Source organism: Stenotrophomonas sp. VV52 (assembly GCF_002893095.1).
Lineage (GTDB): Bacteria > Pseudomonadota > Gammaproteobacteria > Xanthomonadales > Xanthomonadaceae > Stenotrophomonas > Stenotrophomonas aracearum.
Genome location: NZ_PKQQ01000002.1, coordinates 502,771 through 526,693 on the forward strand (window position 1 = coordinate 502,771; position 23,923 = coordinate 526,693).

The window sequence follows — 23,923 nt, forward strand, 5'->3', positions numbered from 1 at the left end:
AAGAATTCACACGGGGTTTTTCTTGATGAACCCGGTTCGTTGCGCGTAACAGGCCAAAGACGATTGGTGCTATCGCCGCAGTCAATCGTTGGATCCTGACCGGTTCGGTGTCCGCGCCTTGAAAACAAGGGGATTCCCGCCGCGGTAGACAAAGATGTCGTTTTCAGTGCGATAGGCGCGGTATGTTCAAGTCAACCGGGTAACCGTACGCGTTGTCGGATCCTGCACTTGCAGGATGCGCAATGATGAACATGTCGCAGAATGAAAATGGGGCGAATGCGTTTCGGAATTTTCCCGATGCAATGTCGGATGACACCCGGTCTGCGTGTAAGCGCCAGCAACGTCGCGCAGCGTGCGCGTTAGCCTGTAACGCGCAGCCATCGCCACAGGGTCGTACGCGACACACCCAGGTGTGTCGCCAGCTGTTCACGGTTGCCCTGGTGGTCATCCAGCCACTGCTGCAGCACGGCCGGTGAAGGCCTTGTGGCGATGGCGGGGAGGGCGGATGCCGTACCTGCGGCGATGGGGAGCGCCTGCTGCAGTTCGGGCAACCAGGACTGCAGCTGGGCCACCCCGAGCGCACCGGCCTGCAGCGGCCAATGGATGCGCAGCCGATCGACGAGGTTGCGCAGCTCGCGCACGTTGCCGGGCCAGTCATACGCGCAGAGGCGTTCGATGGCCTCTGCATCCAGCGGCGAAGGGCGTTGGCCGAGCTGCTGGAAGAAGTGCTCCAGAAGCACGGGCACGTCCTGCGGCCGCTCCTGCAGGGTGGGCAGCGCAATGCGCAGCGCCGCCAGCCGGTAGTACAGGTCGCGGCGGAAGCGTTGTGCCTGCACCAGCGATTCGAGGGCCTGCAGGGTGGCGGCGACCACCCTTACGTCGACCGGGGTGGGTTCGGTGGCGCCCACCCGCAGCACCTCGCGCTCCTCCAGCACCCGCAGCAGCCGGGTCTGCAACGGCAGCGGCAGCTCGCCGATCTCGTCCAGGAACAGCGTGCCGCCGTCGGCGGCTTCGACCAGCCCAACCCGTCCGCCGCGCCGCGCGCCGGTGAACGCGCCTTCGGTGTAGCCGAACAGCTCCGCTTCCAGCAGCGATTCGCTGATCGCACCGCAGTTCAGCGCCACGAAGCGTCCGCTGCGTCCGCTGGAGGCGTGCAGCTGGCGCGCGACCAGTTCCTTGCCGGTGCCGGTGGCGCCGGTGACCAGTACGGTGCTGTCATGCGGGGCGTACAGCGCGATGCGTTCGCGTACGTCCTGCATCGGCGCGCTGTCGCCGAGCAGCAGCGGCCGTTCCGCGCGTCGTGCGCCGGCAACGCGCCGGCGCGGGAGCGTTGCCCCGGAGCGGGCCAGGGTCTGGGTCAGTTCCAGCGCATGTTCGAACGCGTGCCGCACCGAATCGGCCGAGTACAGCAGCACCCCGGGCAGCCCCACCTGTTCGGCATGGTCGATGGCCATGCCGGTGCCGACGATCACTTCAATGCCGTTGGCGCGCAGGTCGGCGATGCAGTCGCGCGCGTCTTCGCGGGTGACGAAGCGGCGGTGTTCGATGTCCAGCCCGAAGCTGTGCTGGAAACTGTTGAAGCTGGGCACGTCGCTGGCATGCGTAACCAGCCCGATCCGTGGCGCGATCCGCCGCGCCCGTGCCAGCGCTTCCATCAGGTCGAAGCCGTTGGCCTGGATCGGCACCAGCGGCACCTCCAGCCGGCTGCGCAGGTAGGCCGCGTTGGAGCCGCCGGCAATCACCACGTCGCAGTGCTCGCGACGCAGGCGCTGGCCGATCACATCCACCGCCTCTTCAAAACCCAGGTTGATCGGCACGATGCGGGCGCGCCGGTCGAACTCGGGAATCACATCGCCGAGCAGCCCGGTCAGGCGCGAGACGCTCACCGTCCAGATCACCGGCAGGGCGCCGGGGTCGGGGTCGGGCAGGGGGGGGCGGGGCAGGCGGATCGACATCGGGCAGGGCCATGTTTCAGTTGCATGCATGTTACATGCGTTTCAATGTTTCAAAGTGAAACGAGTGTTTTCAGGCGCGTTATGAACGAAATCAATCACTTGCCAGTTGGCATGCCCCTTGCGCCCATTGCCGGGTCAACCACGATGGAATGTTGCCCATGAGCACCCCTGTTTCCTCCGCCGGCGCCCGTTTCCGTGAAGCGCTGGCCGCCGAGTCGCCGCTGCAGGTGATCGGCGCGATCAACGCCAACCATGCGCTGCTGGCCAAGCGTGCCGGTTACCGCGCGATCTACCTGTCCGGTGGCGGCGTCGCGGCCGGCTCGCTGGGCCTGCCCGACCTGGGCATCAACACCCTGGAAGACGTGCTGGTCGACGTGCGCCGGATAACCGACGTCTGCGACCTGCCGCTGATGGTCGACATCGACACCGGCTTCGGGCCGAGCGCGTTCAACATCGCGCGCACCGTGAAGTCGCTGATCAAGGCCGGCGCCGCCGCCTGCCATATCGAAGACCAGGTCGGCGCCAAGCGCTGCGGCCACCGCCCCGGCAAGGAGATCGTGACCCAGGGTGAGATGGTCGACCGGGTAAAGGCTGCGGCCGACGCCAGGACCGACCCGGACTTCTTCCTGATCGCCCGCACCGACGCCATCCAGGTGGACGGCGTGGACGCGGCGATCGAGCGCGCCATCGCCTGCGTGGAGGCCGGCGCGGACGGCATCTTCGCCGAGGCCGCCTACGACCTGGCCACCTACCGCCGTTTCGTGGACGCGGTGAAGGTGCCGGTGCTGGCCAACATCACTGAATTCGGCAAGACCCCGCTGTTCAGCCGCGACGAACTGGCCTCGGCCGGCGTGGCGATCCAGCTGTTCCCGCTGTCGGCGTTCCGCGCGGCCAACAAGGCCGCCGAGAACGTGTATGAGACCATTCGTCGCGATGGCCACCAGAAGAACGTGGTGGACGCCATGCAGACGCGTGAGGAACTGTACGACCGTATCGGCTACCACGCCTTCGAGCAGCAGCTCGATGCGCTGTTCGCCGCCAAGAAGTAACGTCGCACCATTGTTTTCTGGAGGGATCATGAGCGAAGCAACCACCGCCCCCGGCTTCAAGCCGAAGAAGTCCGTCGCCCTGTCGGGTACCGCCGCCGGCAACACCGCACTGTGCACCGTCGGCCGCAGCGGCAACGACCTGCACTACCGTGGCTATGACATCCTGGACCTGGCCAATACCAGCGAGTTCGAGGAAATCGCCCACCTGCTGGTGCACGGCAAGCTGCCCAACCGCGCCGAACTGGCCGCCTACAAGGCCAAGCTGAAGTCGCTGCGCGGCATTCCGGCTGCGGTCAAGGCCGCCCTGGAAGAGCTGCCGCCGTCGGCGCACCCGATGGACGTGATGCGCACCGGCGTCTCTGTGCTTGGCTGCGTGTCGCCGGAGAAGGACGATCACAACCACCCCGGCGCGCGCGACATCGCCGACAAGCTGATGGCCTGCCTCGGCTCGATGCTGCTGTACTGGTACCACTGGAGCCACAACGGTCGCGCCATCGACGTGGAGACCGACGATGACTCCATCGGCGGCCACTTCCTGCACCTGCTGCACGGCGTGCCGCCGCAGCAGTCGTGGGTCAAGGCGATGCACACCTCGCTGATCCTGTACGCCGAGCACGAGTTCAACGCCTCCACCTTCACCTGCCGCGTCATCGCCGGCACCGGCAGCGACATGTACAGCTGCATCACCGGTGGCATCGGCGCGCTGCGCGGTCCCAAGCACGGTGGCGCCAATGAAGTGGCGTTCGAAGTGCAGAAGCGCTACGACTCCCCGGACGAGGCCGAAGCGGATATCAAGGCCCGCGTCGAGCGCAAGGAAGTGGTGATCGGCTTCGGCCATCCGGTGTACACGGTCAGCGATCCGCGCAACAACGTGATCAAGGACGTGGCCCGCGAGCTGTCGGCCGAGCAGGGCAACCTGAAGATGTACGACATCGCCGAGCGCCTGGAATCGGTGATGTGGGACATCAAGAAGATGTTCCCGAACCTGGACTGGTTCAGCGCGGTGAGCTACCACATGATGGGCGTGCCGACCGCGATGTTCACCCCCCTGTTCGTGATCGCGCGCACCTCCGGTTGGAGCGCGCACGTGATCGAACAGCGCATCGACGGCAAGATCATCCGCCCCAGCGCCAACTACACCGGGCCGGAAGACCAGGCCTTCGTGCCGATCGACGAACGCAAGTGATGCAAACGCCAAGGCACCCCTCGGGGTGCCTTGGCCGTCTTACCGCTTCGGCCCGCCAACGAGCAGCTACCGCCAGCCATGAACATTGATTACCGCAAGAACCTCCCCGGCACCGCGCTGGACTATTTCGATACCCGGGCCGCGGTCGACGCGATCCAGCCCGGCGGCTATGCCACGCTGCCGTATGTCTCGCGCGTGCTGGCGGAAAACCTGGTGCGCCGCTGCGACCCGGCCACCCTTGAAGCCTCGCTGCGGCAGCTGATCGAGCGCCGCCAGGATCTCGATTTCCCGTGGTTCCCGGCCCGCGTGGTCTGCCACGACATCCTCGGCCAGACCGCACTGGTCGACCTGGCTGGCCTGCGCGATGCCATCGCCGACGGCGGCGGCGACCCGGCCAAGGTCAACCCGGTGGTGCCGGTGCAGCTGATCGTGGACCACTCGCTGGCCGTGGAATGCGGCGGCTACGATCCGCAAGCGTTCGAGAAGAACCGCGCCATCGAGGACCGCCGCAACGAAGACCGCTTCCACTTCATCGACTGGACCAAGCAGGCCTTCCAGAACGTGGACGTGATTCCGCCGGGCAACGGGATCATGCACCAGATCAACCTGGAGAAAATGTCGCCGGTGATCTACGTCAAGGACGGCGTGGCCTTCCCCGATACCTGCGTGGGCACCGACAGCCACACCCCGCACGTGGACGCGCTGGGCGTGATCGCCATCGGCGTGGGCGGCCTGGAAGCCGAGAACGTCATGCTTGGCCGCGCCTCGTGGATGCGCCTGCCCGACATCGTGGGCGTGGAGCTCACCGGCAAGCCGCAGCCGGGCATCACCGCCACCGACGTGGTGCTGGCCCTGACCGAATTCCTGCGCGCGCAGCGCGTGGTCGGTGCGTGGCTGGAGTTCTACGGCGAAGGCGCCGCCGCGCTGACCATCGGCGACCGCGCCACGATCTCCAACATGTGCCCGGAGTACGGCGCCACGGCGGCGATGTTCTACATCGACAGCCAGACCGTCGACTACCTGCGCCTGACCGGCCGCGAGGAAGCGCAGCTGGCGCTGGTGGAAACCTACGCGCGTACCACCGGCCTGTGGGCCGACGACCTCGCCACCGCGCAGTACCCGCGCGTGCTGAGCTTCGACCTGTCCAGCGTGGTCCGCAACATGGCCGGCCCGAGCAACCCGCACCGCCGCCTGCCGGTCAGCGCACTGGCCGAGCGCGGCATTGCCGACGCGGCCAAGCTGGAAGCGGGCAAGGCCGAACAGGCCCAGGGCCTGATGCCGGACGGCGCGGTGATCATCGCCGCCATCACCAGCTGCACCAACACCTCCAACCCGCGCAACGTGATCGCTGCCGGCCTGCTGGCACGCAAGGCGAACGAGCGCGGCCTGCTGCGCAAGCCGTGGGTGAAGTCCTCGCTGGCACCGGGTTCCAAGGCCGTGCAGCTGTACCTGGAAGAAGCCGGCCTGCTGCCGGACCTGGAAAAGCTTGGCTTCGGCATCGTCGCGTTCGCCTGCACCACCTGCAACGGCATGAGTGGCGCGCTGGATCCGGCGATCCAGCAGGAAATCATCGACCGCGACCTGTACGCCACCGCCGTGCTGTCGGGCAACCGCAACTTCGACGGCCGCATCCACCCGTATGCCAAGCAGGCCTTCCTGGCCTCGCCGCCACTGGTGATCGCCTACGCGATTGCCGGAACGGTGCGCTTCGACATCGAAAAGGATGTGCTGGGCGTGGACCCTCAGGGCAACGAGGTGCGGCTGATGGACATCTGGCCCAGCGATGCCGAGATCGACGCAGTGGTGAAGGCGGCGGTCAAGCCCGAGCAGTTCCGCAGCGTGTACAACCCGATGTTCAACGTGCGCGTGGAGTACAGCTCGCAGGTCAGCCCGTTGTACGACTGGCGCCCGCAGAGCACTTACATCCGCCGCCCGCCGTACTGGGAAGGCGCATTGGCGGGCGAGCGCACGCTGGCCGGCATGCGTGCGCTGGCGGTGCTGCCCGACAACATCACCACCGACCACCTCTCGCCCTCGAATGCGATCCTGGCCTCCAGCGCCGCCGGCGAGTACCTGGCGAAGATGGGCCTGCCCGAGGAAGACTTCAATTCCTATGCGACCCATCGCGGCGACCACCTGACCGCGCAGCGCGCCACCTTCGCCAACCCGAAGCTGTTCAATGAAATGGTGCGCAATGAAGACGGCACCGTGAAGCAGGGTTCGCTGGCCCGGGTCGAGCCGGAAGGCAAGGTCATGCGCATGTGGGAAGCGATTGAAACCTACATGGCGCGCAAGCAGCCGCTGATCATCATCGCCGGCGCCGACTACGGCCAGGGCAGCTCGCGCGACTGGGCCGCCAAGGGCGTGCGCCTGGCCGGCGTGGAGGCCATCGTCGCCGAAGGCTTCGAGCGCATCCACCGCACCAACCTGATCGGCATGGGCGTGCTGCCGCTGGAGTTCAAGCCCGGCACCACGCGCCTGACCGTGGGCATCGACGGCACCGAAACCTTCGACGTCATCGGCGAACGCACCCCGCGCGCGGAGCTGACCCTGGTCATCCACCGCCGCGACGGTACGGACGTGGTGGTGCCCGTCACCTGCCGCCTCGACAGCGACGAAGAAGTGGCCATTTACGAAGCGGGTGGCGTGCTGCAGCGCTTCGCACAGGACTTCCTGGAATCCAGCCAGGTCGCATGACTCCACGACGGTCCGGCAGCGGACCGTCTCATTTCCCAGGACCGCTTGCATGTCTTATCTCCCACAGCTCCGCATTCCGGCCACCTACATGCGCGGTGGCACCAGCAAAGGCGTGTTTTTCCGCCTGCAGGATCTTCCGGCCGCCGCACAGCAGCCGGGCCCGGCACGCGACGCGCTGCTGATGCGCGTGATCGGTTCGCCGGACCCGTATGGCAAGCACACCGACGGCATGGGCGGGGCGACGTCCAGCACCAGCAAGTGCGTGATCATTTCTGAAGCCTCCGTGCCGGATCATGACGTGGACTATCTGTACGGCCAGGTGTCCATCGACACCGCGTTCGTGGACTGGAGCGGCAACTGCGGCAACCTCAGCACCGCGGTGGGCCCGTTTGCGATCAGCAATGGGTTGATCGACCCGTCGCGGGTCCCGCACAACGGCACCTGCACCGTGCGGATCTGGCAGGCCAACATCGGCAAGACCATCCTGGCCCACGTGCCGGTGGTGGACGGGCAGGTGCAGGAGATCGGCGACTTCGAGCTGGACGGGGTGACCTTCCCGGCAGCCGAGATCGCGCTCCAATTCCTCGATCCGTCCGACGACGGTGAAGGCGAGGGCGGTTCGATGTTCCCGACCGGCAACCTGGTCGACACCCTCGACGTACCTGGCGTGGGCAGCTTCCAGGTGACCATGATCACCGCCGGAATCCCCACCATCTTCCTCAATGCCGCCGACCTGGGCTACACCGGGACCGAGCTGCAGCCGGCAATCAACGACGACAAGGCCGCGCTGGTCCGGTTCGAGGCGATCCGCGCGCACGGTGCGGTGCGCATGGGGCTGATCGACCACATCGACCAGGCCGCCACCCGCCAGCACACGCCCAAGGTGGCGTTCGTGGCGCCGGCGCAGGACTACGTGTCGTCCAGCGGCAAGCAGATCGGCGCCGGCGATATCGACCTGCACGCGCGTGCGCTGTCGATGGGCAAGCTGCACCACGCCATGATGGGCACTGCTGCCGTGGCGATCGGTACCGCCGCCGCGATTCCCGGCACCCTGGTCAACCTGGCCGCCGGGGGCGGCGAGCGTGGCGCGGTGACCTTCGGGCACCCGTCCGGCACCCTGCGCGTAGGCGCCGAGGCCCGCCTGGTCGACGGCCAGTGGACGGTGACCAAGGCGATCATGAGCCGCAGCGCCCGGGTATTGATGGACGGCGCGGTCCGGGTGCCGGCCGGCACCGTGTAATCGCGAATGGTTCGGGCACCGCGTGGGACACGCGTGGCGTGTCGCTACGCGGGTAGCGCCGGCAATGCGTAGCGACACGCCATGCGTGTCCCACGTAACCCAACCGCCAGCCCGTAACCTCGCGGTGCATAATGAAGCCCTTGTTCAAGGAGCGACATATGCGCACGGTCCGTCTGCGGAACTGGAAGGGAATCGCCACACTGGCGCTGGCCGCCGGGCTGGCACTGGGCATCACCGGCTGCAACCGCAACAACAGCGGCCAGCTGCCCACCGCCACCGGTGCCCCGATTGCGGCCAAGGCCGAAGCGGTCACGGATTTCACCCTGCTGCGCGCCTTCCCCGACCAGAGCGGCGACGGCCTGTCGCTCGCGCTGGAGTTCTCCCGCCCGCTGGTCGGGACCCAGGACTTCGACAAGCTGGTCCGCTTCGGCGAGAAGGTCGGCACCGAGGACAGCAGCTGGACCCTGTCCGATGACGGCAAGACCCTGCGCTACCCGTTCGTGGAAGCGGCGAAGGAATACACCCTGATCGTCTCCCCGGACCTGCTCGCCGCCGACGGCAGCCGGATCGGCAAGGAGCTGCGCCAGAAGGTGTTCACCGGCGAACTCAAGCCGGTCGCCGGGTTCGCCTCGCAGGGCAGCGTGCTGCCGGCGCGCGAAAGCCGCGGCCTGCCGGTGGTCTCGGTCAACGTGGGCGAAGTGGACGTGGAGTTCCTGCGCGTGCGCGAAAAGGAACTGCCCGCCTTCTTCAGCCAGTACCAGCGCGGCGGCCGGCGCGGCAGCTGGGAGCTGGACAGCGAGTATGGCGACAAGGCCCCGATGTCGCAACTGGCCGAGCCGGTCTATGTCAACCGCTTCGTGCTCGGCGGCAAGCAGAACGAGCGCGTGCTCACCTATCTGCCCACCCAGGACATCAAGGAGCTGCAGGAGCCTGGCCTGTACTTCGCGGTGATGAAGCGCAGCGGTTCGTTCGACAGTGAATTCGACACCGCCTTCTTCACCGTCAGCGACATTGGCCTGCATACCCGCGCCTACAAGGACACCCTGTTCGTGCACACCGCCTCGCTGCAGAGCGGCGCGGCGCTGAAGAAGGTCGACCTGCGCATCCTCGACGCCAAGGGCGAGGTGGTGCTCAAGGGCAGCACCGACGGCAACGGCAACGCGCTGCTCAACTACACGCTGGACGCGGGTCACGTGCTGATCGCCAGCAGCGGTCCGGACACCTCGATGCTGCCGTTCAACCAGCCGGCGCTGGACCTGAGCGAGTTCGCCGTGGCCGGCCGCGACAACGCCTGGTTCGACGTGTTCGCCTGGTCCGGCCGCGACCTGTACCGCCCCGGCGAAACCGTGCGCATCTCCGCGCTGCTGCGCGACAACGACGGCAAGCCGGTCAAGCCACAACCGGTGTTCCTGCGCCTGAAGCAGCCGGACGGCAAGACCTTCCGCGAAACCCGGCTGCAGCCGGGCGAGCAGGGCTACCTGAGCTTCGAACAGACCATTCCGGTGGAAGCGCCCACCGGGCGCTGGCAGGTTGAATTCCGTACCAACCCGGCCAGCAAGGAAGCGATCCAGGGCATGACCCTGCGCATCGAAGAGTTCCTGCCCGAGCGCATGAAGCTGGACCTGGACAGCGCGCAGAAGACCCTCAAGCCCGGCGAGCCGCTGAAGCTGCAGGCCGACGCGGCCTACCTGTACGGCGCGCCGGCCGACGGCAACCGTTTCACCGCGCGCTTGGCGGTGGCTGCAGAACAGTCGCCGGTGGAGTCGCTGCCGGGCTACTTCTTCGGCGACCCGACCCTGGAACTGCCGCGCGAAGCGCGTGATGTGATCGACACCGAATTCCCGGCCGACGGCAAACTGCGCCAGGACGTCGAGCTGCCCGCCGAGGTCAAGGCCAGCGCGCCGGTGGCGGTGGTGCTGTCCGGCAGCGTGTACGAGACCGGCGGCCGCACGGTCACCCGCACCCTGAAGCGGGTGATGTGGCCGGCCCCGGTACTGGTCGGCGTGCGCCCGCTGTTCAACCCGGACGACGGGGCCGACGCCAACAGCAATGCCCGCTTCGAAGTGATGCGGGTGGACGCGGCCGGCAAGCCGCAGCCGGGCAAGGGCCTGAAGGTCACCCTGGTGCGCGAGCTGCGCGACTACCACTGGACCTTCAACGACAATCGCTGGGACTACGACTTCAGCCGCCGCTTCGAAAACAAGGACACCCGCACCATTGACGCCGGCAGCGCGGCGGTGGGCGTGGACTTCCCGGTGAAGTGGGGCGAGTACCGGCTGGATGTGTTCGACCCGGCCACCGGGTTGACCAGCCGCTACCCGTTCCACGCCGGCTGGAGCTGGAACGACGAGAACCGCGGGCTGGATGCACGCCCGGACAAGGTCAAGCTGGGCCTGGACAAGACCGCGTATAAAGCGGGCGACACGCTGCGCGTCAGCGTCACCCCGCCGCACGCCGGCAAGGGCCTGTTGATGGTTGAAAGCGACAAGATGCTGTACGTGCAGGAGATCGACGCCAAGCCCGGCAGCACCTTCGACATTCCGGTCACCGCCGACTGGGAACGCCACGACGTCTACATCACCGCGCTGGTGTTCCGCGGCGGCAGCGCCCCGAGCAAGATCACCCCGGCGCGTGCGGTCGGCGTGGTCCATGTGCCGATGGACCGCAAGGCGCGCACCGTGGCCGTGGGCCTGTCCGCGCCGAAGCAGATGCGGCCGGAGCAGACCCTGCCGGTCACGGTCAGCGCACCGCAGCTGGCGGGCAAGCTGGCGCACGTGACGGTCTCGGCGGTGGACGTGGGCATCCTCAACATCACCCGATTCCCGGTGCCGGACGCCTCGGCACACTTCTTCGCCCAGCGTCGCCTGGGCGTGGATGCGTACGACATCTACAGCCGCGTGATCGAAAGCTTCGACGGCAGCAGCGGCAAGCTCAAGTTCGGTGGCGACATGGCGCTGGCGGCATTGCCGCAGGCCAAGCGGCCGACCGCGCGCGTGCAGACCGTGGACCTGTTCTCCGGTCCGGTGAAGCTGGACGCCAAGGGCATTGCCCGGATCGCGCTGAAGGTGCCGGACTTCAACGGCACCCTGCGGGTCTCGGCGCTGGTGTACTCCGACGACCAGTACGGCAAGCGCGACCTGGAAACCGTGGTGCGCGCGCCGATCCTGGCCGAAGCCAGCATGCCGCGCGTGCTCGCCCCGGGCGACCGCAGTACCGTCACCCTGGACGTGCAGAACTTCACCGGTACGCCCGGTGAGTTCAAGGTGCAGGTCGATGGCATCGGGCCGCTGAGCCTGGGCGAGCCCAGCCGCACGCTCAAGCTCAACGCCGACGCCAAGAACACGCTGAGCTTCCCATTGCAGGCGCGCGAAGGCTATACCGTGGCCAAGGTGCGGGTGCGGGTGGAAGGCAACGGCTTCAAGGTCGACCGACGCTACGACCTGCCGGTGCGTGCCGCGTGGCCGCAGGTGCTGCGCGCGCAGACACGCACGCTGGACCCGCTGGCCGACGTGGAGATGGGCGCCGGCCTGGCCGACGGGCTGATGGGCGATTCGGTCACCGCGCGCATGCTGGTCAGCGCGCTGCCGCCGATCCCGTTTGCCAGCGCCCTCAACGGCGCGCTGAACTACCCTTACGGCTGCGCCGAGCAGACCACCAGCAAGGGCTACGCCGCCTTGATGCTGGACGAGGCCACCTCGGCCATGCTCGGTGCCGACGGCCTGGACGCCAAGACACGCCGCGAGCGCATGGAAGGCGCGTTCGGCCGGCTGGCCTCGATGCAGGTGGCCAACGGCAACTTCTCGATGTGGGGCGACGACGGCTACGTCAATCCGTGGCTGACCCCGTACATCGCCGAGTTCCTGCTCGATGCCAAGGATGCCGGTTTCGCGGTGCCCGACGGCGTGCTGCAGAAGGCGCTGAACCGGCTCAGCGAAGACCTGCTCTCCGGCGGCAACCCGTTCTACGGCGAAGACCGCCGCGAGAACCTGAAGTTTGCCAACCAGGCCTACTCCGGCTACGTGCTGGCCCGGGTCAATCGCGCCCCGCTGGGCACCCTGCGCGCGCTGTACGACAACGAACGCAGCAAGTCGCTGACCGGTCTGTCGCTGGTCCACCTGGGCATCGCGCTGTCGCTGCAGGGCGACCACAAGCGGGGCGACGCCGCCATTGCGGCCGGCTTCGCCAAGCCCAGCAGCGAGCGCCCGCAGTACTTCGGCGACTACGGCAGCGCGGTGCGCGACGACGCCTTGATGATCGCGCTGCTGCACGAGCGCAAGCTGGCCAAGCCCGCCTATGACGCCCGCGCGGTGGAACTGGGTCGCGCGCTGGATGCACGCCGTAACAACGGCTGGATGTGGCTGAGCACGCAGGAGCAGGTCGCCATCGCGCGCCTCGGCAAGGCGCTGGCCGCCAACCAGAGCAAGCAGGTGTCGGGCGAGCTGGCCATCGGTGGCGAGGTCGAAGCCATCGCCGCGCGGCGCATGTTCGGGCGCAGCTTCGACTACGCCGCCCTGGCCAAGGGCGTGCGCTTCAGTCCGAAGGGCGAGCCGCCGATGTTCGCCAGCCTGGAAGTGGCCGGCATTCCGCGCACCGCGCCGGAGCCGGACAACCGCACCCTGGGCGTGGAACGCAGCTGGTTCACCACCGACGGCAAGCCGTGGACCCCGCGTGCGTTGAAGGAAGGCGAGGCCCTGATCGTGCGGGTCAGCGTCACCCCCAACGTGGACATGCCCGACGCGCTGCTGACCGACCTGCTGCCGGCCGGCCTGGAGATCGAGAACTTCAACCTGGGCGATGCCAAGCAGTGGGCCGACGTGGTGGTGGACGGCCTGCGCGTGGAAGACCGGGGCGACGCGGCCACGCTGCGCCATGAAGAATTCCGCGACGACCGGTACGTGGCCGCGCTCAAGCTGTCGCGTGGCAGTACCGCCAAGGTGTTCTATCTGGTGCGCGCGGTCACCCCGGGCACCTACACGGTGCCGCCGCCGCTGGTGGAAGACATGTACCGTCCTGACCTGCGTGGGGTGGGCCGCAGCACCCCGACCACCCTCACGGTGGTCCAGCCGTGAGCACGCGCGGGCCCCGGCCGACGCCGGGGCCCGCCCGGTGGCGGCGCTGGCTGTGGCCGGGCCTGCGCTGGGGCACGGCGGCGCTGCTGGCGCTGCTGCTGGTGCTGGACCTGGCGTTTCCGCCGCCGCTGCCGAAAATGCGCGACACCAGCACGCTGGTGGTCGCGGGCGACGGCACGCCGCTGCGCGCGTTCGCCGACGCGGACGGCGTGTGGCGCTACCCGGCCTCGGCGGATTCGGTCTCGCCGCTGTACCTGCAGGCGCTGCTCAACTACGAGGACCGCTGGTTCTGGCGGCATCCCGGGGTCAACCCCTGGGCGCTGCTGCGTGCCGGCAAGCAGTGGGTGCTGGAGCGGCGGATCGTCTCCGGCGGCTCCACCCTGACCATGCAGGTCGCGCGCATCCTCGACCCGCATACGCGCACCCCGTGGGGCAAGGCCAAGCAGCTGCTGCGCGCGGTGCAGCTGGAACTGCACCTGGACAAGGCGCAGATCCTGGCGCTGTACCTGGAACGCGCGCCCTACGGCGGCACCATCGAAGGCGTGGAAGCGGCCAGCTGGGCCTACCTCGGCAAACCGGCCGTGCAGCTGTCGCACGCCGAGGCCGCGCTGCTGGCGGTGCTGCCGCAGTCGCCCAGCCGGCTACGTCCGGATCGCCACCCCGAAGCTGCACAGGCTGCACGCGACAAGGTGCTTGAACGCATGGTCGCGCTCGGCGTGTGGTCGCGCGACGAGGTGGACGATGCACGCATCGAGCCGGTGGTGACCCGCGCCCTGCAGCCGCCGCTGCACGCCGCGCTGCTGGCCCAGCGCCTGCACGCCGCGCAACCACAGGCGGCGCGCATCCAGAGCACGCTCGACATCGGCCTGCAGCGCACCCTCGAAGAGCGCGTGTCGTCGTACTTCTCGCAGTTGCCCGAGCGCACCTCGGCTGCGCTGCTGGTGGTCGACAACCGCACCCTGGAAGCGCGCGCCTATGTCGGCTCGGTCGCCTTCGGCGACAAGCGGCGGCTGGGCCATGTCGACATGGTCCAGGCCTGGCGCTCGCCGGGCTCCACGCTCAAGCCGTTCCTGTACGGCATGGCCCTCGACGACGGCCTGATCCATTCGGAAAGCCTGATGGTGGACGCACCGCAGAGTTTTGCCGGGTACCGCCCAGGCAACTTCGACGCGGCGTTCAACGGCCCGGTCAGCGCGGCCACCGCACTGCGCCTCTCGCTCAACGTGCCCGCGGTGGACTTGCTGGACCGGGTGGGTTCTGCGCGTTTCGCCGCACGGCTGGCGCATGCCGGCATCACCCTGCGCTTTCCGCGCGGCAGCGCGCCGAACCTGTCGCTGATCCTCGGCGGCACCGGCGCACGGCTGGAAGATCTGGTCGGCAGCTTCGCTGCGTTCAACCGCAACGGCATCGCCGGACGCGTGCGCTACACCGCCGACGACGCGGTGATCGAGCGGCGGCTGATGTCGCCGGGCGCGGCATGGATCACCCGCGAAATGCTCGAATCCAACCCGCGCCCTGGCTACGGCGCCGGTACCTTCGATGTCACCGGCCGCCCGCGCGTGGCCTGGAAGACCGGCACCAGTTACGGGTATCGCGATGCGTGGGCGATCGGCAGCACCCGCCACTACACCGTAGGCGTGTGGGTGGGCCGCCCGGATGGCACCCCGTTGCCCGGACAGTACGGCGCAGTGACTGCGCTGCCGTTGATGTTCGAAGTGGTGGACAGCCTGCCGCGCCAGAGCGGTGATGCCGCCGCCGCGCCGCTGCCGGCCAGCGTCACTCAAACAGAGGTGTGCTGGCCTACCGGCGAGCGTGCCGACAGCACGCCGCCGGCGCTGTGCCAGCGCCGCCTGCAGGCGTACGTACTGGACGGCGTGGTGCCGCCCACCTTCGCCGAGCGCGACGCGCGCCTGTGGCAGGCGGGGAGGGTGGCCTTCGAGGTGGACGAGCGCAGCGGCTTGCGGTTGTCACCGGAGTGCACGCTGCCGCATGAGGCAGCCCAGCGCGAGATCGCGCGCTGGCCAGCGCTGGTGTCGCCGTGGCTGCCGCTGGCCCAGCGCCGTGCCGCGCAGTTGCCGGCGCTGTCGCCCGACTGCCGCGACGATGGCCGCAGCAGCGCCGGCAGCCTGCATATCGAAGGGCTCAACGACCGCGCCACCCTGGCCCGCGCACCCAACGCCGAACACGGCGTGCGGCTGCAGCTGCGCGCGTTGGGCAGCGAGCAGGCGGTGGACTGGCTGCTGGACGACCGCTGGATCGCACGCACCGAAGGCGCGCGCACCTTCCACCGCGAGTTCGACCAGGCCGGCGAGCACACGCTCACCGCACTCGCCGCCGACGGTGCCTGGACCCAGGTGCGGTTCCGGGTGTTGAGATAATCGGTGTACTGGCCAGCGGCCAGTACCTACAGGGGGTAGACCGCCATCACCGCGCAGCCGGGACGCGCAAACCGCGGCGTGTACGAACGGCCATCGTTTTCGATGCCGCTGGGCTGCATGACGATGCGGTCGCCCGGATTGCCGCAGATCAGCCCGTTCTGGAAGCCGGACTGGAAGTCCACCTCGGTGGCGCCGGCCAGGATGCTGCAGCTGCTGCCCAATTCGACCCGGTAGAACTTGTGCCCACCGTTGCGGCGCGGGTTGGTTTCAACCACCACGCCGCTGGGGTCTTCGCTCCAGCCGCGCACGTTCCGGGTGGCGAAGCAGAACTCCGGTGAACCCCGGAACGCTTGCCGTCTCTCGCTGGTCGCAGCGCCCTTGGCGGTCACGGTCACCGCCTCCAGCGTGGTCGCAAACTGGCGGCTGCTCTCGCGCGCTACTTCGGCGAAGCTGCGGTTGTCCATTACGCTCACCGCCGCCAGCGGGCAGCTGCGCCCGTCCACGACCAACCGCTCGCTGGGGCGACCGCAGGCCCAGCCGTCCGGCGCGTCCAGGCGCACCTGTTCGGCGTCGTTGACGCCCGGGCAGGCCGCTGCGAAGTCCAGGCGGTACGGCTGGCCGTTGCTGCCAAGTACGGCGATGGCCTCCGGGCTGGCCTGCTCCATCTGGCGCACCGCACGGGCGTCGAGGCAATGCGGGGCAGGGGGCGTGCGCGCTTCCGGCGCGGACGCTGGCTGGGCCAGTGCAGATGCGGAGGCAAACAGGGCAACAACAAGCGGCGCGCGGCGCAGGGCAATGGTCACGATGCAGTCCTTGCAGTGGGATCGCCCGACCTTAGCATCCCCGGCAATGCGATTGCATTGCCGGGACATTACCCTGTGACGCTATTCTCCAATCCAGCCTTCGAGCAGGTCGGCAAACTCGTCGGCATGCTCTTCCTCCTGGGCCAGGATCTCTTCCAGGATGCGCTTGGTGGTGGTGTCGCGGTCGCCAACGAAGTTGATCATCTCGCGGTAGCTGTCGATGGCGATGCGCTCGGCGATCAGGTTCTCACGGACCATGTCGCGCAGGTCCTTGCCTTCCTTGTATTCGGCATGCGAGCGCTGGGTCAGCGTGGCCGGGTTGAGGTCCGGTTCGCCGCCGAGCTGCACGATGCGTTCGGCCAGCTTGCCCGCGTGCGCCTGTTCCTGCTGGGCGTGTTCCAGGAACTCGCCCTTGACCGCGTCGGCGAGCATGCCCTTGGCCATGAAGTAGTGGCGGTAATAGCGGAGCACGCACACGTACTCGGTGGCCAGCGCATCGTTGAGCAGCTTGATCACTGCCTTGCGGTCGGCGCTGTAGGTATCGGTGATCGCACCGTCGTCGATGTTCTTCCGCGCACGTGCACGCAGCGTCGCGGTGTCGCTGATGCCGCTGGGTCGCGACGGCTGCTGGGTCGGTTCGGGTTGGGTAGTCGCTTTCTGCTTGGCTGGCTTTGACATGGCTGGCCGGTTTCCTTTGTTGCGGGAGTGTCAGCTGGGCAGGTGCTCCAGCACGTACTGGGCCGAAGAGACCTCGAACTTGCCGGGCTCTTCGATGAAGGTTTCGCGGACCACGCCGTTTTCCACATACAGCGCGAAACGGCGCGAGCGCATGCCCATGCCGGAACTGCTGGCGTCCAGTTCCAGGCCGAGCGCGCGGGTGAAGTCGCCATTGCCGTCGGACAGCAGCTGCAGCCCATCCGGCACCTGCTGGCTCTCGCCCCAGGCCTTCATCACGAACGGGTCGTTGACCGCCATGCAGAACACGTCGATGCCGCGCTGGCGGAACTCGGCGAAGCGTTCAACAAAGCCGGGCAGGTGCTGCGCCGAGCAGGTCGGGGTGAATGCGCCGGGCACCGCGAACAGCACCGCTTTGCGGCCATCGAACAGCGCCGTGGTGTCCAGGGTTTCCATCCCCTCGCGGATGCGCTTGAGGGTGACTTCGGGGATGCGGTCGCCAACGTGGATGGTCATGGGGTCTCCTGATTCAAGGGCAGGGTAGTCAGGGCCATGGGAGGGCCATGTCAAAACGTTGAAAAGCGCCTGTTCATTCCCATCTCCTGCACCGTACCCCGGCCAGATGGCCGCTGCATTGCGCAGGATCATTCGCCGATCACGGCAGCGGGGCGGCCAGCCGCTAGAATTGCGCGCAGGGCTCCCGCCGGCGCGGGCGGCCGAACTTATTCGAGGTGTATGGATGGAATTCAAGGACTACTACGCCACCCTGGGCGTGGAACCCAGTGCAGGCGATGCCGAAATCAAGACCGCCTACCGCCGGCTGGCGCGCAAGTACCACCCCGACGTCAGCAAGGAGGCCGGCGCGGAAGAGAAGTTCAAGGCGGTCAACGAAGCCTATGAGGCGCTGCGCGACCCGCAGAAGCGCGCGGCCTACGACCAGCTCAAGGCCCAGGGCTATCGTCCGGGCGAAGAATTCCACGCCCCGCCGAACTACGGCGGGGCCCAGGGCTTCGACTTCGAGGAAGTGTTCGGCGGCGGCGCCGGTGGCGGTGGCTTCAGCGACTTCTTCGAGAGCCTGTTCGCGCGCCAGCGCGGCGGCGGTGGTGCAGGCCGGGCCAGTGGCTTCGGCGGCGCCGGCGCCGGTCCGCAGCCGGTGCGCGACACCCGCGCCAAGCTTTCGGTACCGCTGGAAGCGGCCTACGGCGGCGACAGCCTGCGCATTACCGTCAATGGCAAGCAGCTGGACGTGCGCGTGCCCAAGGGTATCCGCCCCGGCCAGGTGATCCGCTTGACCGGGCAGGGCACCAACGGCGGCAACCTGCTGCTGGAAGTGGAATACGCCGCGCACCCGCAGTTCGAGGTCGACGGGCGCAACATCCTGTACACCCTGGACGTCACCCCGTGGCAGGCCGCGCTGGGCACCTCGATCAGCGTGCCGACCCTGGGCGGGGCGGTGGAGTTGAAGGTGCCGGCCGGCTCCGATGCCGGGCGCAAGCTGCGCCTGCGCGGCCGCGGCCTGCCGGGCAACCCGGACGGCGACCAGATCGTCGAATTGGAGATCATCGCCCCGGTACCGACCGACGACGCACAGAAGAAGGCGTACCGCAGCCTGGCCAAGGCGTTCGGCGAAAAGATTTAAGGGGTTGCCGGGCAGGGCCCGGCACTACCTGCGCCGATCAACCTGCCGGCGGCGTCTGCCCGCTGAAAACACGCTCCAGCACCTCGGACAGTTCGTCCTCGGAGAACGGCTTGGTGATGTAGGCCTTGGCACCCTGCCGCATGCCCCACATGCGGTCGGTGTCCTGGTCCTTGGTGGTCACCAGGATCACCGGGATGTGCTTGGTGGTCGCTTCGCGCGCCAGCGTACGGGTGGCCTGGAATCCGTTGAGATTCGGCATCACCACATCCATCAGCACCAGATCGGGCAGCTCGGCCTTGGCTTTCTCGACGCCGGCGGCACCGTCCTCGGCGACCATCGTTTCATGCCCCAGCTTTTCAACGATGCGTTTGATGCCCAGCTGCTGCACCGGTGAATCGTCAACGATCAGAATGCGTGCCATGTGCTTCCCCAAGTGATGCCCGCAGTGTAGTGCTGCGCCTGTGTCAGCGTGAAGCATCCCCCGTGCCGTCCGTCGCCCCGCTGCAACGCTCAGTCGATCCGCACCACCGTGCGTCCGTGCGAGCCGCCGGCCAGCATCTGCTCGAATACGCTTGGCAACCCGTCCAGACCCACTTCACGGGTACAGATCGTGTCCAGGTGCTGCGGCGCCCAGTCGCTGCCCAGCCGCTCCCAGACCTGCTCGCGCAGCGCACGGGGGGCTGAAGACGACGACACCCCGAGCAGCGAGACGCCACGGATGATGAAGGGCATCACCGTCATGTCCAGCGCCGGGCTGGCGGCCAGTCCGGCGCTGACCACGCTGCCGTAAGGCACGGTCTGCGCCAGCAGGCTGGCCAGCATCGCGCCACCGGCGTTGTCCAGGCCACCCCCGAAGCGGGCCGACTCCATCGGCCGGGTGGTGGCCAGGACCTCGCGCGGCAGCACGTCGCGCGCGCCCAACCCGCGCAGGTATCCGGCCTGGTCGGGCTTGCCGCTGATCGCATGCACCTCGAACCCGGCGCGGCTGTAGATGTCCACCGCCAGCGAGCCGACCCCGCCGGTGGCCCCGGTGACCGCCAACGGCCCGTGCCCGGGGGTGAGTCGGTTGTCGAGCATGCGCAGCAGGGCCAGCGCGGCAGTGAAGCCGGCGGTCCCGATCACCATGGCTTCGCGCGCGCCCAGGCCGGCCGGGCGGGCGATCACCGCGCTGGACTCCAACCGCACGTACTGGCTGTAGCCACCGTCGCGGGTCTCGCTCAGCCCGCAGCCGGTGGCCAGCACCGCGTCGCCCTCGCGCCAGGCCGGGTCGGTGGATGCGACCACCGTGCCGGCCACGTCGATCCCGCCGACCAGCGGGAAGCGGCGCAGGATCCGCCCCTGGCCGGTGCCGGCCAGTGCGTCCTTGTAGTTCACCGACGACCACTCGGCCCGCACCACCACCTGGCCCGGCGCCAGCTGGTCCAGGGCGACAGACTCCAGCCCGCTGCGGTGGCCAGCCTCGTCCTGGTGGATGCGGAAGGCGGTGAAGCGGTCGGGGAGTGCCATGGTTGGGCCTCGGGAAGTGGGGGGCTCCACCTTACCCGGCAGGGGCGGGCCGGGTGATGAATCGCGGCCTGCGACGCATTCGCCCTTCCAATCCTGTCGGCCAGCCCCATCTAGTAGAATCGAGCGGGATTCACGGTTGACGGTGCGGGACTGGCCCGCAGGCAACCTTATTACTGATGGAGCGTGCATGGCCTGGAATACACCCGGCGGCAACAAGGGCGGACAAGGCCCCGACGAGAATCGACGAGGACCGTTCGGTCCCCGCGGTGGCAGCGGCGGTGGAAGTGGCTGGGGCGGTTTCCCCGGGCCGCTCAAGGACCTGTTCGATGGCGGCATCCTTCGCTGGGTGGTGGTGGCAGTGGTCCTGCTGCTGCTGTTCTCCAGCTTCCAGCTGATCGGCGAACAGCAACGCGGCGTGGTGCTGCGCTTCGGCCAGTTCTCGCGCATCCTGCAGCCGGGCCCGAACTTCAAGCTGCCGTGGCCGATCGAGTCGGTGACCAAGGTCAACGCGACCCAGATCAAGACCTTCAGCAGCGACGTGCCGGTGCTGACCCGCGACGAGAACATCGTGCGCGTGTCGCTCAACGTGCAGTACCGCATCGACGACCCGCGCCTGTACCTGTTCGGTTCGGTCGACGCCAACCAGGTGCTGGAGCAGTCCGCGCAGAGCGCCGTGCGTGAGCAGGTCGGCCGCGCCGATCTCAACGCCGTGCTCAATAACCGCGGCCCGCTCGCGGTGGTCGCGCAGGAACGCCTGCAGGCCGCGCTCAAGGCCTACCGCACCGGCCTGGTCGTGACCGGCCTGACCCTGCCCGACGCCCGCCCGCCCGAAGAGGTCAAGCCGGCCTTCGACGAGGTCAACGGCGCCCAGCAGGTCAAGGAACGCCTGATCAACGAAGCCCAGGCCTATGCCGCCAAGGTCGTGCCGGAAGCGCGCGGCCAGGCCTCGCGCGCCCGGACCACCGCCGAAGGTTACAAGCAGGCCGCCGTGGCCCGCGCCGAAGGTGACGCCGAACGCTTCAGCCTGCTCCAGCAGCAGTACCAGGGCGCGCCGGAAGTCACCCGCAAGCGCCTGTGGCTGGAAACCGTGGAAAGCGTGCTCAAGGAAAACCGCAAGGTGATCGGCGGCGATGGCCGCCAGCTGATCTACGTGCCCATGCCCGACAACCGCGCAGGCGCTGCCGCCACCGGCAGCAGCACCCCGCTGGTGACCCCGGAAGTGATGATGCCGTCGCTGCCGGCCAGTACGCCGGTGGACGGCGTGCGCAACACCGAGCGCCCGACCACGCGACCGACCGGTCGTGAAGGAGCCATTCGATGAAGAGTTCCCTGTGGATCGGCTTGGCCGTAGCCGTCGTGCTGGGCCTGCTGGGCTCGGTATACGTGGTCCGTGAGGACCAGACCGCGATGGTGCTGAACCTGGGCAAGGTGGTCCGTTCGGACATCAAGCCGGGCCTGCACTTCAAGGTGCCGGTGGTGGAATCGGTGCGCGTGTTCGACCGTCGCCTGAAGGTGCTGGCCACCGCGCCGGCGCGTTACTTCACCGCCGAGCAGAAGGACGTCAGCGTCGACTTCTTCGCCATTGGCTACATCTCCGACGTGCGCGCCTACTACCGCGCCACCGGCGGCGATGCCAGCGTGGCCGACGCGCGCCTTGCGCCCATCATCACCGACTCGCTGCGCAACCAGATCAACTCGCGCTCGCTGCAGCAGCTGGTGTCCGGCGACCGCAGCGAACTGATCGCCGGGCAGCTGACCGGCATCAACGAGGCGGTGAAGGGCCTGGGCATGCAGATCATCGACCTGCGCATCAAGCAGATCGACCTGCCGACCGACAGCCAGGTGATCAGCGACGTGTACGAGCGCATGCGCGCCCAGCGCAAGCAGGAAGCGGCCAAGCTGCGGGCAGAGGGTGAAGAGCAGTCGCTCACCATCCGCGCCCAGGCCGACCGCGAGAGCACGGTGATCGTGGCCGAAGCCGAACGGGACGCCCAGCGCCTGCGCGGTGCCGGCGACGCCGAGGCGGCCCGCATCTACGGCAAGGCCGGCTCGGCCGACCCGGCGTTCTTCTCGTTCTACCGCAGCCTGGAGGCCTACCGGAACTCCATGACCGACGGCAACGGGGTGATCGTGCTGGACAAGAACGACCCGTTCCTGCAGTACATGAAGAACGACCGCTGACCGCCGGTTGAACCCGCCACCCCACGGGGTGGCGGCCGACCCCGGAAACCCGGATAATGCACAAAAGCCGGACGGGCCTCCCCGTTCGGCTTTTTCCGTGTCTGGGCCTGCCAGCGCCGACTGCTCCCCGATTGGAGCCGTCACTCCTGCGTCGGCCGACCCTGCTACGGTTTACCCGTCCGCGGCCCCGATGGCCGCAACAATTCGAGGAGCCCGTCATGGGTCAGTCTGTCGTAGTGCTTGGTGCCCAGTGGGGCGATGAAGGCAAGGGCAAGATCGTCGATCTGCTTACCGAGGAAATCGGTGCCGTAGTGCGTTTCCAGGGCGGCCACAATGCCGGCCACACCCTGGTCATCAATGGCAAGAAGACCGTCCTGCACCTGATCCCGTCGGGCATCCTGCGTGACGATGCGCTGTGCCTGATCGGCAACGGCGTGGTGATCTCGCCGGCCGCGCTGCAGAAGGAAATCGCGGAGCTGGAAACTTCCGGCGTGGAAGTGCGTTCGCGCCTGAAGATCTCCCCGGCTGCGCCGCTGATCATGCCGTACCACATCGCCTTGGACCAGGCGCGCGAACGCGCCGCCGGCGGCAAGGCGATCGGCACCACCGGCCGTGGCATCGGCCCGGCCTACGAAGACAAGGTGGCGCGCCGCGGCATCCGCATCGCCGACCTGCATTACCCAGCCCAGCTCGAAGAGCTCCTGCGCACCGCGCTGGATTACCACAACTTCGTGCTGACCAAGTACCTCAACACCGACGCGGTCGACTTCCAGAAGACCTTCGACGAAGCGCTGGCGTTCGGCGAATACGTGCAGCCGATGAAGTCCGACGTGGCCGGCATCCTGCACGACCTGCGCAAGCAGGGTAAGCGCGTGCTGTTCGAAGGCGCGCAGGGCGCCCTGCTGGACATCGACCACGGCACCTACCCGTACGTCACCAGCTCCAACACCACCGTGGGCGGCGCACTGGCCGGCACCGGCGTCGGCGCGGATTCCATCGACTACGTGCTGGGGATCGCCAAGGCCTACGCCACCCGCGTCGGCGGCGGTCCGTTCCCGACCGAGCTGGACGACGAAGTCGGCCAGGGCATCCGCGACCGCGGTGCCGAGTACGGCGCCTCCACCGGCCGTCCGCGTCGCTGCGGCTGGATGGACATCGTCGCACTGAAGCGTGCGGTGGCCATCAACGGCATCAGCGGCCTGTGCATCACCAAGCTGGACGTGCTCGACGGCATGGAAAAGCTGAAGGTCTGCATTGCCTACGAATACAACGGCAAGCGTACCGAATACGCCCCGCTGGACGCGCAGGGCTGGGAAGACTGCACCCCGGTGTACCTGGAGTTCCCGGGCTGGAGCGAGAACACCCACGGCATCACCGACTGGGAAAAGCTGCCGGCTGCCGCCCGCGCCTACCTGCGCGCCCTGGAAGAGCTGGCCGGCTGCCCGATCAGCATCGTCTCCACCGGCCCGGACCGCGACCACACCATGGTCCTGCAGGACCCGTTCGCCTGATATGAGGTAGAGCCAGGCCCTGCCTGGCTGGTAG

The 23,923-nt window shown here is 68.1% G+C and carries 16 protein-coding genes; 10 read left to right on the forward strand and 6 right to left on the reverse strand.

The window, feature by feature from the left end:
- Window positions 1-359: 359 nt before the first annotated feature.
- Window positions 360-1,955, reverse strand: a complete 1,596-nt coding sequence (prpR, locus tag C2U58_RS08300; protein ID WP_172448102.1) for a propionate catabolism operon regulatory protein PrpR — start codon at window positions 1,953-1,955, stop codon at window positions 360-362.
- Between the two features lie 149 nt (window positions 1,956-2,104).
- Between prpR and prpB the strand changes: the two genes are divergently transcribed.
- From prpB to pbpC, 6 genes are all read left to right on the forward strand, one after another.
- A complete protein-coding gene (gene prpB / locus C2U58_RS08305; RefSeq protein ID WP_172448103.1) occupies window positions 2,105-3,004 on the forward strand; it encodes a methylisocitrate lyase in 900 nt (299 codons plus the stop codon).
- A 28-nt stretch (window positions 3,005-3,032) separates the two neighbouring features.
- Window positions 3,033-4,190: a 2-methylcitrate synthase gene (gene prpC, locus C2U58_RS08310; protein WP_102945394.1), complete on the forward strand. Its 1,158-nt coding sequence runs from the start codon at window positions 3,033-3,035 to the stop codon at window positions 4,188-4,190.
- A gap of 78 nt (window positions 4,191-4,268) precedes the next feature.
- Window positions 4,269-6,887, forward strand: a complete 2,619-nt coding sequence (gene acnD, locus C2U58_RS08315) for a Fe/S-dependent 2-methylisocitrate dehydratase AcnD (protein WP_102945395.1) — start codon at window positions 4,269-4,271, stop codon at window positions 6,885-6,887.
- Between the two features lie 49 nt (window positions 6,888-6,936).
- A complete protein-coding gene (gene prpF / locus C2U58_RS08320) occupies window positions 6,937-8,127 on the forward strand; it encodes a 2-methylaconitate cis-trans isomerase PrpF (protein WP_102945396.1) in 1,191 nt (396 codons plus the stop codon).
- A gap of 158 nt (window positions 8,128-8,285) precedes the next feature.
- Complete coding sequence (locus tag C2U58_RS08325) at window positions 8,286-13,196, forward strand: alpha-2-macroglobulin (protein WP_102945397.1); 4,911 nt, start codon at window positions 8,286-8,288, stop codon at window positions 13,194-13,196.
- On the forward strand, window positions 13,193-15,574 hold the full coding sequence (gene pbpC, locus C2U58_RS08330) for a penicillin-binding protein 1C (RefSeq protein WP_102945398.1): 2,382 nt from the start codon (window positions 13,193-13,195) through the stop codon (window positions 15,572-15,574). Before C2U58_RS08325 ends, pbpC begins: the two co-directional genes overlap by 4 nt.
- 26 nt (window positions 15,575-15,600) lie before the next feature.
- Here the strand turns inward: pbpC and C2U58_RS08335 are convergent, their stop codons facing one another.
- From C2U58_RS08335 to C2U58_RS08345, 3 genes are all read right to left on the reverse strand, one after another.
- On the reverse strand, window positions 15,601-16,377 hold the full coding sequence (locus C2U58_RS08335) for a hypothetical protein (RefSeq protein ID WP_253256684.1): 777 nt from the start codon (window positions 16,375-16,377) through the stop codon (window positions 15,601-15,603).
- An 81-nt stretch (window positions 16,378-16,458) separates the two neighbouring features.
- On the reverse strand, window positions 16,459-17,055 hold the full coding sequence (locus C2U58_RS08340) for a ferritin-like domain-containing protein (RefSeq protein WP_172448104.1): 597 nt from the start codon (window positions 17,053-17,055) through the stop codon (window positions 16,459-16,461).
- Between the two features lie 30 nt (window positions 17,056-17,085).
- Entirely contained in the window at window positions 17,086-17,568 is a 483-nt protein-coding gene (locus tag C2U58_RS08345) for a peroxiredoxin (RefSeq protein ID WP_102945399.1), read from the reverse strand.
- A gap of 223 nt (window positions 17,569-17,791) precedes the next feature.
- Between C2U58_RS08345 and C2U58_RS08350 the strand changes: the two genes are divergently transcribed.
- Window positions 17,792-18,691 (forward strand): DnaJ C-terminal domain-containing protein, encoded by a 900-nt coding sequence (locus C2U58_RS08350; RefSeq protein WP_070207113.1) that lies wholly within the window; start codon window positions 17,792-17,794, stop codon window positions 18,689-18,691.
- Window positions 18,692-18,728: 37 nt separating this feature from the next.
- On the opposite strand, the gene pilH is transcribed toward C2U58_RS08350, so the two are convergent.
- Together pilH and C2U58_RS08360 are read right to left on the reverse strand one after the other, a co-directional pair.
- Window positions 18,729-19,112 carry a twitching motility response regulator PilH gene (gene pilH / locus C2U58_RS08355; protein WP_102945400.1) on the reverse strand — a complete coding sequence of 128 codons (384 nt, stop codon included), beginning with the start codon at window positions 19,110-19,112 and terminating at the stop codon, window positions 18,729-18,731.
- Between the two features lie 89 nt (window positions 19,113-19,201).
- Entirely contained in the window at window positions 19,202-20,197 is a 996-nt protein-coding gene (locus C2U58_RS08360) for a YhdH/YhfP family quinone oxidoreductase (protein WP_102945401.1), read from the reverse strand.
- 187 nt (window positions 20,198-20,384) lie between these two features.
- On the opposite strand from C2U58_RS08360, the gene hflK reads away from it, so the two are divergent.
- The 3 genes from hflK to C2U58_RS08375 all read left to right on the forward strand — a co-directional run bounded on the left by hflK (window position 20,385) and on the right by C2U58_RS08375 (window position 23,889).
- Window positions 20,385-21,518 (forward strand): FtsH protease activity modulator HflK, encoded by a 1,134-nt coding sequence (hflK, locus tag C2U58_RS08365; protein WP_070207110.1) that lies wholly within the window; start codon window positions 20,385-20,387, stop codon window positions 21,516-21,518.
- Window positions 21,515-22,378, forward strand: a complete 864-nt coding sequence (locus tag C2U58_RS08370; RefSeq protein ID WP_102945402.1) for a protease modulator HflC — start codon at window positions 21,515-21,517, stop codon at window positions 22,376-22,378. The genes hflK and C2U58_RS08370 overlap by 4 nt, the downstream gene beginning before the upstream one ends.
- Window positions 22,379-22,596: 218 nt before the next feature.
- Window positions 22,597-23,889 (forward strand): adenylosuccinate synthase, encoded by a 1,293-nt coding sequence (locus C2U58_RS08375; protein WP_070207108.1) that lies wholly within the window; start codon window positions 22,597-22,599, stop codon window positions 23,887-23,889.
- Window positions 23,890-23,923 lie beyond the last annotated feature (34 nt).

Excerpts from the sequence above, each read along its gene's own strand:
- prpR (WP_172448102.1), bottom strand. The coding sequence starts at position 1,955 with ATGTCGATCCGCCTGCCCCGCCCCCCCCTGCCCGACCCCGACCCCGGC.
- prpB (WP_172448103.1), top strand. The coding sequence starts at position 2,105 with ATGTTGCCCATGAGCACCCCTGTTTCCTCCGCCGGCGCCCGTTTCCGT.
- prpC (WP_102945394.1), top strand. The coding sequence starts at position 3,033 with ATGAGCGAAGCAACCACCGCCCCCGGCTTCAAGCCGAAGAAGTCCGTC.
- acnD (WP_102945395.1), top strand. The coding sequence starts at position 4,269 with ATGAACATTGATTACCGCAAGAACCTCCCCGGCACCGCGCTGGACTAT.
- prpF (WP_102945396.1), top strand. The coding sequence starts at position 6,937 with ATGTCTTATCTCCCACAGCTCCGCATTCCGGCCACCTACATGCGCGGT.
- C2U58_RS08325 (WP_102945397.1), top strand. The coding sequence starts at position 8,286 with ATGCGCACGGTCCGTCTGCGGAACTGGAAGGGAATCGCCACACTGGCG.
- C2U58_RS08340 (WP_172448104.1), bottom strand. The coding sequence starts at position 17,055 with ATGTCAAAGCCAGCCAAGCAGAAAGCGACTACCCAACCCGAACCGACC.
- C2U58_RS08345 (WP_102945399.1), bottom strand. The coding sequence starts at position 17,568 with ATGACCATCCACGTTGGCGACCGCATCCCCGAAGTCACCCTCAAGCGC.
- C2U58_RS08350 (WP_070207113.1), top strand. The coding sequence starts at position 17,792 with ATGGAATTCAAGGACTACTACGCCACCCTGGGCGTGGAACCCAGTGCA.
- pilH (WP_102945400.1), bottom strand. The coding sequence starts at position 19,112 with ATGGCACGCATTCTGATCGTTGACGATTCACCGGTGCAGCAGCTGGGC.
- C2U58_RS08360 (WP_102945401.1), bottom strand. The coding sequence starts at position 20,197 with ATGGCACTCCCCGACCGCTTCACCGCCTTCCGCATCCACCAGGACGAG.
- hflK (WP_070207110.1), top strand. The coding sequence starts at position 20,385 with ATGGCCTGGAATACACCCGGCGGCAACAAGGGCGGACAAGGCCCCGAC.
- C2U58_RS08370 (WP_102945402.1), top strand. The coding sequence starts at position 21,515 with ATGAAGAGTTCCCTGTGGATCGGCTTGGCCGTAGCCGTCGTGCTGGGC.
- C2U58_RS08375 (WP_070207108.1), top strand. The coding sequence starts at position 22,597 with ATGGGTCAGTCTGTCGTAGTGCTTGGTGCCCAGTGGGGCGATGAAGGC.